General features: G+C 39.2%; 7 protein-coding genes. 5 read left to right on the forward strand and 2 right to left on the reverse strand.

Annotated features, from left to right (window positions below):
• Positions 1-23: 23 nt before the first annotated feature.
• From R3E32_03710 to R3E32_03720, 3 genes are all read left to right on the forward strand, one after another.
• Entirely contained in the window at positions 24-692 is a 669-nt protein-coding gene (locus R3E32_03710) for a DUF697 domain-containing protein (GenBank protein ID MEZ4883822.1), read from the forward strand.
• Between the two features lie 211 nt (positions 693-903).
• Positions 904-1,713, forward strand: a complete 810-nt coding sequence (locus R3E32_03715; GenBank protein ID MEZ4883823.1) for a T9SS type A sorting domain-containing protein — start codon at positions 904-906, stop codon at positions 1,711-1,713.
• A gap of 94 nt (positions 1,714-1,807) precedes the next feature.
• On the forward strand, positions 1,808-2,710 hold the full coding sequence (locus R3E32_03720) for a T9SS type A sorting domain-containing protein (protein ID MEZ4883824.1): 903 nt from the start codon (positions 1,808-1,810) through the stop codon (positions 2,708-2,710).
• Positions 2,711-2,717: 7 nt separating this feature from the next.
• Here the strand turns inward: R3E32_03720 and R3E32_03725 are convergent, their stop codons facing one another.
• Positions 2,718-7,802 (reverse strand): C25 family cysteine peptidase, encoded by a 5,085-nt coding sequence (locus R3E32_03725; GenBank protein ID MEZ4883825.1) that lies wholly within the window; start codon positions 7,800-7,802, stop codon positions 2,718-2,720.
• Between the two features lie 198 nt (positions 7,803-8,000).
• A complete protein-coding gene (locus tag R3E32_03730; protein ID MEZ4883826.1) occupies positions 8,001-9,080 on the reverse strand; it encodes a PorV/PorQ family protein in 1,080 nt (359 codons plus the stop codon).
• A gap of 383 nt (positions 9,081-9,463) precedes the next feature.
• On the opposite strand from R3E32_03730, the gene R3E32_03735 reads away from it, so the two are divergent.
• Both R3E32_03735 and R3E32_03740 read left to right on the forward strand, forming a co-directional pair.
• Entirely contained in the window at positions 9,464-10,351 is an 888-nt protein-coding gene (locus R3E32_03735) for a diacylglycerol kinase family lipid kinase (protein ID MEZ4883827.1), read from the forward strand.
• 107 nt (positions 10,352-10,458) lie between these two features.
• Positions 10,459-11,802 (forward strand): ATP-binding protein, encoded by a 1,344-nt coding sequence (locus R3E32_03740; protein ID MEZ4883828.1) that lies wholly within the window; start codon positions 10,459-10,461, stop codon positions 11,800-11,802.
• Positions 11,803-11,895 lie beyond the last annotated feature (93 nt).

The following is an 11,895-nucleotide window of genomic DNA, read 5'->3' on the forward strand; positions in this document are numbered from 1 at the left end:
TCACCAATACAAAAACCATATACATGAGTTTCATATCCTTTTTACCTACTTACCTCAAACACAAAATCGGCGGCTTGTTTCCTGAAAACAACAACGAAAACCGCAAAGAACGGGCAAACGAAGTGGTGAATAATCACATTCTTTGGTCCATGGGTGCGGGTGCTATCCCCTTCCCTATCGTAGATGTAGGCGTTTTGACCTTGGTGCAATTGGCCATGATGAAACAGCTTTGCCGTACTTATGATGTGGACTATTCTCGCAGAGTGAGCAAAAGTCTCATCACGGCTTTGGTCGGCAATACCTTGGTGCGTGTGGGCGCAATTGCCACGAAGTTAGTGCCAGGATATGGCTATGTAGTCGGCAGTATTTCTTTGGCAATCTTGTCGGGTGCTTCTACTTATGCTTTAGGGCAAGTGTTTGTGAACCATCTCGAAGGCGGCAACGACCTCCTCAATTTTGATGTGGACAAAGCCAAGGAAATGTATGAGCGTGAATTTGAGCGTGGAAAGGAATATGCGGGTAAACTCAAAAAACAATACGACGAAGACCCAAAACCTGTCGAAATTGACCCTGCTCCCGAAGAAAAAGACATTTTTGAAACACTTCACCGCCTTCACGAATTGACCGAAAAAGGCATCCTCACAGAAGAGGAATTTCTCCGCAAAAAGGCAGAACTGCTAACAAAGCTTTAGTCTTCATAAAAACTCAAATTTTCAAAAGCCCAGAATTGATAATCAATTCTGGGCTTTTTTCATTTCAATATTATCTTTCTGTAAGCGAAATACTAAAATACTATCAATCAGCTTAAAAAACTACATATTTTGAGTTATCAGTATTGTTATTTTGATGTAAATAGCCTATCTTTATACATGACTTCTTTTTTTTCGCAATAAATGATTCCTTATGAAATATACAATGCTACTTTTCCTCACCTTTTTTGTAGCGACTACTTTGCTTCAAGCAGATAATTGGGATTTGTTTCCCCCCAATCAGGTGACCTATTTTCATTTCACAGGTGAAAAAATGGATGCTATATCGCCTTTTTATGTAGATGCAGTAGAAACCGTAAACGACACTGAATACCAGTACATTCTAAGAGCGTATATGGAAAATATTTCAGGTGGTTGCTACGAAACATTAACAACCAATGATTTGTGGAACGAAACGAATTACCGTTTTCCGAATGAAGTCATGGTAAAACAAAATGGCTGGTATGGCGAAACGGTTTTTGAAGTCAATCCTGCAAGTCCTCCTTCAATGATTTTCAACGTATTGGCAAATGTGGGGGATAAATGGCTGATTGAAAGTGAAACCTACCAAGATTTTGACCAAATTGAAGTGGAATGTGTCAGTATGGAATCGGAGAACTTTTTGGATGTTGCCGACAATGTAAAAACCTTTCACCTTCAAGCCCTTCAAAATGGTACTCCTGTCAGTAGCAACTTCAATGACATTGTACTCAAAATCAGCGAACAATATGGTTTGATTTCTGGAATTCCATTGAAGGAATTGCGGCAAAACGCACCTACCACACAAATGCAGTTGGTCGGTTTTGAAGATGAAAATGGCGATTTACACGGTCGTACCTTGCAGCACACGCCCTTGCTGCAATCTTCCATTGAAGTCGACTTATCCGAACAACCTAACGGCATTTATTTGGTGCAAATTTCGGATGGAAAGAGTTGGTGGACGGAGAAGGTGTTGAAGCATTGAGGCAAGAGTAGAAAGACACCAGGCAAAAGAAATAAACCGTTGTATCTGAGGGGATATTGACAGTTTTCATTCATCTTTTCAAACCGTTTTTATTATGAAACAAATAATAACATTCATTATTCTATTTATTTTGGTGAACAGCCAAACACTGTTTTCCCAGCAATACAACTCATTTGAAGATCCCAATCAAAATCTGCTCATCAACATAGATACTGCCAATCACAGCAACATTTGGCAAATAGGCCAGCCTTCCAAAACACTTTTTTCAAGTGCCTTTTCGCCCCCCAATGCCTTGACAACAGACACGGCCAACACCTACCCTATTGACAATCAATCTTCTTTTAGTTTCAAAATTGACAGAAGTCTGCTATGGGCAGGTTTTCCTTATTTCATATTGGAATGGTGGCAAAAAATGGATTGTGAAAAAGGGGTAGATGGTGGCATCATCGAGGTTTCTTACGACAATCAAACAACTTGGTACAATATCTTTGAAGATCCTTTGCATCAACCATTTATGTTGAGCAGTATTCCCGTTGTCTCCCTTTTTTCGGGGCAAAAAGGCATAAGTGAACAAGACAATACTTGGAAAAGAATGGGGTTTTGTTGGTCTGAAAGCTCCAACATACCCGCAGATACCATCTTTTTACGATTCACTTTTGTATCAAACTCCGTTGATACCCAGCAGGAAGGTTGGATAATAGACAATTTTCATGTTTACGAAACCATAATTGATGAAATTGAAGATGGAACCTACTTTGCACAACAAATTACACTCCATCCCAATCCAACCAACAACCGCTTTGTTCTTCACCTTCAAAACCCCAAACTGCAAAACCTGCAATTGACCATTACCGACATTCACGGTCGCACTTTGCAGCATACGCCCTTGCTGCAATCTTCCATTGAAGTCGACTTATCCGAACAACCGAATGGCATTTATTTGGTGCAAATTTCGGATGGAAAAAGTTGGTGGACGGAGAAGGTCGTGAAGTATTGAGGTGAATTTACCGCATCAAATACATCTTGCCCCAACCATTTTTGAACAAGCCATCCACTTTTTCAGTCGTGTTGTATTTCTCCAATGCCTGTCCCTGTCGATAAGCCGTGACTTTGTAGAGATACACACCATTAGCCAAGCGGTTGCCAAACTCATCGGTTCCATCCCATTTGTATTCGGTGCGGTTGCGACCGATAAACAATTCCCCCAATTCTGCGCCACTGATTTCCTTCACAATCTTGCCCGAAACCGTCATGATTTGAATGCGGAGTTGCTCAGGAACTTCACTACCTGTTAGGGTGAAAATAAATTGGGTACTGGTAGTAAAAGGATTGGGGTAATTCAATACATTGGAAATCAAATGTTCATTCACCACTTCAAAACTCGTTTTGTAGGATTTGGGGTTAAAGCGGTTGTCGCTGCGGTCTTTGGCAGTAGCCGTCAAAGTGTAAGTACCATCTTGCAGCAAGTCGGGCGTATAAACAATGCTTGCCTCGTTTTTGCCCTCAGCAGCTTGGCTTTGAGTAGCTGGAATGAACTGAATTAGTTCGCTATCCAAACTCAATTCCTCAACTGTGCCATCGGGATGCTCCAATTGCAGACTAAAATCTTCTGGGTCGTTTAGCTCCAAAAACGGATTTTCGTCTTTTGCACGAATTAAAATTTCTGGACTTGCAGACACCAAATCACCATCCAAAATGTGCCGCCCATCGAAGGTCACATCCAATACAGGATTTTTTTCGTCGGAAGTCACGAAGAAAGGCACAAACAAGATATTGTTGAAGCCAAATTTTTCGAGTTGGTCGTGGTTTGGATTCAGTTCGACCACCAAGATGTTGTTGCCCACCAAACCTTCAGTCGAATATTGAAGGTCGCTGATGAAGGTTTCGCCTGCCATCAATGCCTTTTGGGCTGACTGATTGAGCGGGATGGTGTTGTTTTCTTGGTTGATGATGGTGTAGCCTATGAGCAAACTATCGGCGGACGCATCGCTCGCATTGGTGACTGCCAAGCGCAAACGAAGGTTTTCGCCTTCTTGTAGTGTATCGTTGTAAAACTCAAAGAAAGACTGCCGATTGAGTGCAAATTCTGGCGCACGTTCAAAAAATACCCGCCAATGTTCCATTTGTGGAGTAGTAAAATTGATGGTATCGGAAGTCAATGCCTGTAATCGCAGAAAAGGATACGATTCAGCAGAAATTTCGCTCAGATCGGTATTTTGGTTTTTGCCTGTATTGAGTAGCAAGGTTTCGCTACCGATTGGAGGGATTCCATATACATTGATACTGATATCATCTTGATTGGCAAAAGGTTCTAAGCTTTTGTAATCCCATTGCAGGGTTTCCCAGTTTTTGGAAGGCCCAATGGCAGGAGAATAAAACTGCCCCTTTTCTTCGGTGCCTACGGTCAGTCTCAATTCTATTTTTTCGTTGAGGTTTTCTTCGGTTGTCGCTACAAAATGACCGGGATAATTGGACGCTCCTTTCCTTCCAAATAGGATAAAAGTTTGGTCAGGCTTGATGTTTTTAGCTTGAGGAATACCCAAGTCTTCGTAGAACTTCAAAATGGCTTCTTGGCGTTCAAAAATAGGTTCGCTCACATCATCTGTTCCTAATCGATGGTTACTAACCGAATACGACAAAACATAGTATCCATCTGGAATATCTTCGTACATAAAATTGAGCATACTATCCAGCTGTTCTACTGTCCCTGTGTGGAACTCTATTCCCGCTTTGAAGCCAGCACTACACTGAATATTGCCAAAACTACCTCGTCCATCGCAACCGCCTTGCAATACTGTTCTCGTAGAAAGTAATGGTTCTAAGGTTGCCGCAGGTTTGAAAGCTGCAAATACGATTCCTCCATTGCAGGCTCCCGACAAACAGGATTGTCCAATAATCAAGTTGAGATTTAAGACGATTCCTATATCGTTGAAATTATTGTGCTGATTGGTAATCCATAGTTCATTTTCGAAACCTGTGTATTCAAATTGTCGGGTAGTTTCATCCAATACTATCTGGTCATATTGATTTTGTTGGAATTGGTAAAAGTGGGATTGGTTCCATCCTTTTTTGCTTTCAGGGGCATAGATAAAAGAACTTTGCTGCCAACTGAAATCTGTACCATCGGAAGGAATTGGACTTACCCGCCAATAATACACCGCATTATTGAGGAAGTTGATATTAGGTTGCCATTGAATCACCCCTGCTTCGCTGGTCAGCGTATGCTGTTCAAAAACAGGGCTATTGAACAATATCGTTGTATCAACTTGTATGATGTAGGCCTTAGCCTGACTGTCGGGTTGTCCTGTTGAAGCAAAAAGCGTTGGCTTAATTTCTGTCACGATGGAAAAATCACATGGACTAATCGGAACTAAAAGGTCAGAAAAAATAGTGAGGTCTTTGACAACTGTATTGTTGTCCTCACAGTCTTCTTCAATCTTTCCTTCATAATCTATTTCTACCGTTAACGAGTTTTTGCCCGACACAAAACTGCCTTCACCCATCTGAACATACAATTTTAATGTATCAACATAAGCTGGCATCAGCACCTTTTTTGTGGCTGCAATTTCTTGGCTATCATCGGGAAAAGTTCGACGAATTAGAATGTCGACTGAATCTGTTGTGGCTTTTCCAAGGTTGGCAAGCACTATATTCACTGCAAAAGAATCTAAGTTAGTAGTCAATTGGACAGGTGTAACAAATATATCTGATGGAGTGATGGCCAACTCGGGTTTTTTCCAACTATTGAGGATAATAGCAGGGTCACAGGTTAGTGCAAATTGTTCGCTGACCAATCGGGTTCCTTTTATGCTATTTGTTGTAGCTTCTGCATCTATAATGGTTTGCTGAAGAATTTCACCGATGGTTTGGTGGTAATTTTCTTTGCACATATTTTGGTACAACTCCGTCACATGGATATCCATAAATGAAGGAAAACCAAAACTGATGGAGGACATATACCCAATTGCCCCCAAATCTTTTGCCAACACCCAAGTTTCTGCCATGCTCGTTTCTGCGTCTTGCCCAAGGTTTAAGTTTCGGTGAATGTTGCCTGTAAAACAAGAACTACCAATAATCATCGGATACTTCCCATAATTCTTAAAATCAAAGGGAGAACCCAATGGTATATTGAAGTCAGGACCAGATGAATGACCAAAAAAGTTGATGATCGAAACTCCATTATTGATGGTATTGTCCAGTTCGATAGGCTCAATTACATTATCACTGGCTTTAGAATAACGAAATACAACCTTCCCTCCCATCAATCTATCTTCATAAATATCTGAATAACTATCAATAAAACTTGAATATTCTTGTTCTTCCTTCAGGTTTCCTCCACCCGCTAAGTGCATAGCATGTTTGGACCAAAGACGATCCTCCTTAGTACAAGGAGAATTTTGCAACGCTTCATAAAGTATCACTTTATCCAAATAATCCTGCACCTGTTGAGGTGTATTGGCGGGTATTCTGCCTGTTGCCAATTGTGGTTTATAGCTGCTATTGTCCATTGGACTACTCAACCAATTGTCGGATGGAATATGTCCGAAAGTCGGCACCAAGTTTTGCGCCCATGCCACACTATTTGTACGAGAAAAACTATAACCAACGGATTTGCCCAACAAAAACAAAAAATGGGGTTTTACTTCCCACTTTTCCAGTGCATAGTTGGTAAAGTTTCGGATAGAAGATGGATGTTTTTCTACACCAAAGGAAAACTGCTCAAATAATTCTTCAACATTCACAAGGACTGCTTTATGCGCTCCTCCTGCTTCACTATTTCGGTATTGAAGATAGCGATCTACTTGATTTACTTCTCCTTCCATCAAACTTGGATGACTGAGAACAATATAATCACCCTGATTTTGTAAAGCCAAATGGTTGATAAAATTTACCTGTTTGGCCTGTGAAACAGTGGCAGGCACTCCTGCAAAAGATGTATGGGATAAGTGAAGTTTCCTCATTGCTGCGCCCCCTGCAACCTGTGGCAAAAATATTTGATAAATAAGATTTCCTCCAACATTTATGACTTTGGGCTGCAATCGTATGTGATTGGTTAAATCGTAAAGAATAGGAGCGTTTCCTCCTCCAAAGTTTTTGACTTCTAAATATTTATCCCCATCATTTGGTAGTTCAAAAGTAAAATTGTGGGTGAGGTTGTCAAATTCAAAGGTTCGTGGATAAGTGATGGAATAATAAGAAACTGAAAACTTGTCTGCAATGACTCCTTCATCCTGCAATGATTCATAGTAAACCTCTTGTGTATCTAAAAATACGTCAACTGGGACTTCAAAGCTTCTGGTAATGTTGCCTCTTCCTTCAAAATAAGTATCGACATACAATTCTCCATTGAAGCGTATCTGAGTATGATGGTCATCGGTAGGTTTGCTGAAATCGTCTGACCAACCTACAATGCGTGTAGTAACTACCGCATTTTCTCCCTGCAAATAGACAGAAGGTGTGATGGATTTGAAGGTGATGTGTCCTTTATCCACGACTGTTCCACTTGCAAATCCCTCACCATCACCATATTCTGCATAATAATTGTGTTCATTGGCAAAATTGGTGATAGAATTGCCAGGAAAAAACTGGTTGAGCATGGCATTGACGACTGTGTGTTTGAAGTGTGTTTCTTTAGGAGGCAAATTGGTCAAATTGTTTTCAATGGTTTGATAGCGCAAATTTTCTTCTTGTGAATTGGCAGTCAGATAGTAAGCACTCGTATCTGTAAAAAGATTGTAGTAATTGTGCAATTGAAAAGAAGGTTCTAAAAATAGGGCTTGATCTAACGTACCATCTAATTTTTCTCCATAAAATTCGATGTAATCACTTATACCGAAATTTCCGTTTGTACTGACATAAATCGGTATTTCTTTTCCCATATAGAATAGCTGGAATTGAGTACCTTCCAATGGCAGATCTAATAACTGCAAAGTATTGAAGGGAATTCTATACAGTTTGCTTTCCGCAACTTTTATTTTGTAATAGTTTTTATCAAAATTTACCCACTCATTGCCGAATTTCTGCTGAGCTTGTACGTTTGTGCTGATGAATGCACAAGATAATATAAGGAATAGTAACCTTTGTATCATGTTGATAGTAAAAAATGTGCTATAATTAATTGAAAATATTACTTAGAGTTGCCAATAATATAATTCCCCGATTTGGAACAGAAACTTTCTAAATTTTTGCTTTGACAAGAATTGGACAGCAAGATTAATTCGCCATCTTTTGAGAATAAATTTCAGAAGTAGATATCGGAACCATATTTTATTGGAGTTACTTAGTAATTATTCGTTTTTGCTGAAATTGAACACCAAAGAGAAGATGTGTGAATATACACCATCATCTACACGGTTGAAGCCCGTGAAGGCATAATCTATTTGCAATTCTTTGATTTTGATACCAATACCTGCACTCGGTTGTGTGCTGGTAAGGGTATTTCCCGTTAAATCATCGGTGAATTGCTGAATATTGTTCATGCCTCCTCGAAGAAAAATGGCATTGTCGAAACCCAATTCTAAGCCAAAATGTGGGTCAATACTCATAAAATCACTTTTGACCAACACATTGCGTTTGCCATCGAAGGTAAAATCAAGGTTAGCTTCTGCCAATAATGCCAGTTTTTCACCAAATTTGAAGTTGTAAGCACCTCCCAAAATAGCCCTTTGTCCTGTGAGTTCAACGGAACTTGAAGGTATAACGTTGTCTGTCAATGCGAGCATTTGTTTTTCTTCTTCCGTAAAGTTGAACGACCAAGCATTGATGGTAGTAGTCAAATCTTTGATGGTCAGCCCTAAGTGAAAGTTTTCACTGACTGCCAATTGTGCGCCAATGTCTAAACCGAAGCCCCATGATTTGGCGAAAGTACCGACTGTTCGGTGTATGACTTTTATGTTTGCGCCTACATTTAGCTTTTTGATTTTCTGAGCATAAGAAAACAAAAAGGCATAGTCGGCTGCGGAGAAAGTCGTCACATTATCATAGTTGATGCTGCCATCTGGTTCAATAATGAAAAGAGTGTTGGGAATGTCATCTACTCCAAAGCGAATGACGGAAAGACCTAAAGCTCTCTCTCCATTAGAAATAGGCAACGCAAGGCTTGCGTAATCATATTTCGCTATCCCTGCAAACCATTCTGAGTGCATCGCTCCTACTTGCAAGTTGTTAAGCCCTGTCAGACCTGCTGGATTCCAAAAGCCAGCAGTTACGTCGTTAACCGAAGCATTTTGGGCATTACCCATTGCCAATGCCCTTGCGCCGACTCCCAATGACAAAAATTCATTGCTGTATTTTCTGACTTCTTGAGCAGACAACTCTCCCAACAAAAGAAGAGCAAGTATTATAATCGTACATATATTTTTAAACATATCGTAATTTGATGAAAATGAATATTGAAAACCAGAATCAAAAATAGTTTCATACGAACGAAAAAAGGAAACTCAAAAGTAAAAATCTTTTACCTAAACCATAAAATAGCTAATTTCCATTTTTGTTCAATATCGGAAGACTCCATATCACTTCAAATATTAGGTGAATGTTAATTTAAAACGCTAATAATTTTAAAGTTCGTTGCCTAAACCGTAAAATTACTGTTTTTTTGGAGTGTGAAATGTCAGCAAAGAGGTATTTTAGACTTTGAACGATAGACACATGAATAAAATTAGGAAATTAATTAATTGGCAATAAGGCATTTAATCCTTTTTTTCGTTGAAGAACTTCAATAAATCGAATTATCTATCAATATAAAAAAATGCAGAAAAAGAAGATATTATTTATCATCAATCCGATTGCGGGAATCAACAAGAAAAAAAAGATTCCTAAATTGGCACATCAACTGACAGACTCTAATAAATATGAAGTACATATTGCTTATACACAATATGCTGGTCACGCTAAATTATTGGCAAAAAAGGCAGTAAATGATGCTTTTGATGTGGTAGTGGCTGTTGGTGGAGATGGCTCTATCAATGAGGTGGCACAGCAGTTGATTCATACGGAGGTAGCTTTAGGGATAGTTCCTGGGGGATCGGGTAATGGTTTTGCCCGTAAATTGAGGATTCCGAGAAATCGAAAAAAGGCCTTGGAGGTCTTGAATGAGGCGCATACAATTCAATGTGATGTGGGGATAATCAATAACAAAGTATTTTTTAGCAATGCTGGTGTTGGGATTGAAGCCTTGATTGTGAACCGTTTTGCTACGACCAAAGTGAGAGGATTTGTGCCATATGCTCGTTGGGCTTTACATTCTTATGCGACTTATTCTCCTCAAAAATATACGATTTTCTGCGATGATATGCGTTTTGAAAGCGAGGCATTGTTTCTCAACTTTTCAAATTCGGGGCAGTATGGATATCAAATTGGCGTAGCACCAGAGGTTTCGGATATGACGGACGGTTTGTTGGAAATGATTGTGGTGAAACCTTTTCCGAAATGGAGGGCTTTGTATTTGTTGCCCATGTTTATGATGGGAAAAGCGTCAAGTGTATCGTATGTTGATGTAATTCAAACTGATAAGGCCGTAATTCAATGTGAAGTACTTACTGATGCTCAGATTGACGGTGATCCTGCGGGTAAGGCAACTGATTTTGAAGTGAAAGTATTGAAGGGGGCATTGAAGGTAATTGTACCGACTATTTGAGTGGGTTTTGAAAAGAATGGCTTAAAAATTGTTATTCTTTCTGATAAAGAAAAAACTTCTGTTCTAAAGCTTTGACTTCCATTTGGGTCATAAGCAAATAATCAGTCATGAAATCAATATCAAAATATATTTGGAATAAATCAATTCCTACACAATACATAGAGGAATTTCAAACACAATTGCATCGCCGAAACCTCAAAAAACTTTTTTTGATAAGTATGGTATTGGTAGTTATTCATATTTTGATATTACCAACTGACTATCTGCATTATATAAAAGGAGATTGGGAACGTATTCCCGCTTATTTTGACTTGTTTCTTTTTCATCTGAGTGTCTTTCCCTTTTTTGGTATTTCTGCAATCTCATATAAACTGAATGAAGAAAAACTGAATCAAAAAAACCATCAATTTACTCAAAAACTGGTGTGGATGTCTATGGCTGTCTTTGCCGTATGGTTTTTGGGTATTTCGCTCAACAACCAACTGATTCACGGCGAAATCACCATTTTTGTGATGTTTGTATTGGCGTTAAGTTTTATGTTCAATTTTCGCAACTTTGAATTGGCTATCATATTGACGATTAGCTATGTAGTATTGGTGGGGGGCTTGATTTATTTCCAGACAAATACCGATAAACTCGTTGGACATATCATCAATAGTTTCGTGATTGTAGCACTTAGCTTTTTTATCGGCAGCTACTTATACAACCTCAAAGTAAAAGAATTTTTGAATGGTAAACTATTGGAACAAAGCAACCTATCATTGAAGGAAGTAAACGAAGATTTGAAGCAGTTTGTTTATGTGGCATCTCACGATTTGAAGGAACCCCTGCGAATGATTAATAGCTTTACCAATCTCCTAGAACGCTCGGCAGCATCCAAATTGAACATTGAAGAGAAAGAATACATGGCTTTTGTGACAGGCGGAGTAGAACGCATGAATTTGTTGCTGAACGATTTATTAAATTACGCCACAATTGACAAACTCAATGAGAAAGAAATGCAGGAGGAAGTAGATTTAGATGACATTCTGTGTATTGTACAACAAAACCTGCGCTCAAGTATCCACGAAAATGAAGTGCAGATTGAAGCGGATGCACTGCCAAAAGTGAAAGCTCCAAGGCTATTTATGATCCAACTTTTCCAAAATTTACTCAGCAACGCCATCAAATTTCGCAAAGAGTGTACACCAAAAATACAGATTCATGTCGTTGAAAATGAGAATAATTACACACTTTCGGTAGTTGACAATGGCATAGGCATTGAAGCAGATTATACCGAACAGGTTTTCACTATTTTTAAACGCCTACACAGTAGTGCCGAATACCAAGGCACAGGCATTGGTTTGGCGATTTGTCAAAAAATCATCAACAAACTTGGTGGTGAGATTTGGCTCGAATCTGTTCCAGCACAAGGCAGCACTTTCTATTTTACCTTGCCAAAAGGACAATAGTGGACTTGCTGATTGGCATGGATTTAGCTGTTTTATAAAAAATATCCCTCATTCAAGCCCCTTTTCACATTTACAGTCCACCCACAAACTGTA

Source organism: Chitinophagales bacterium (assembly GCA_041392475.1).
Classification (GTDB): Bacteria; Bacteroidota; Bacteroidia; order Chitinophagales; family UBA2359; genus JAUHXA01.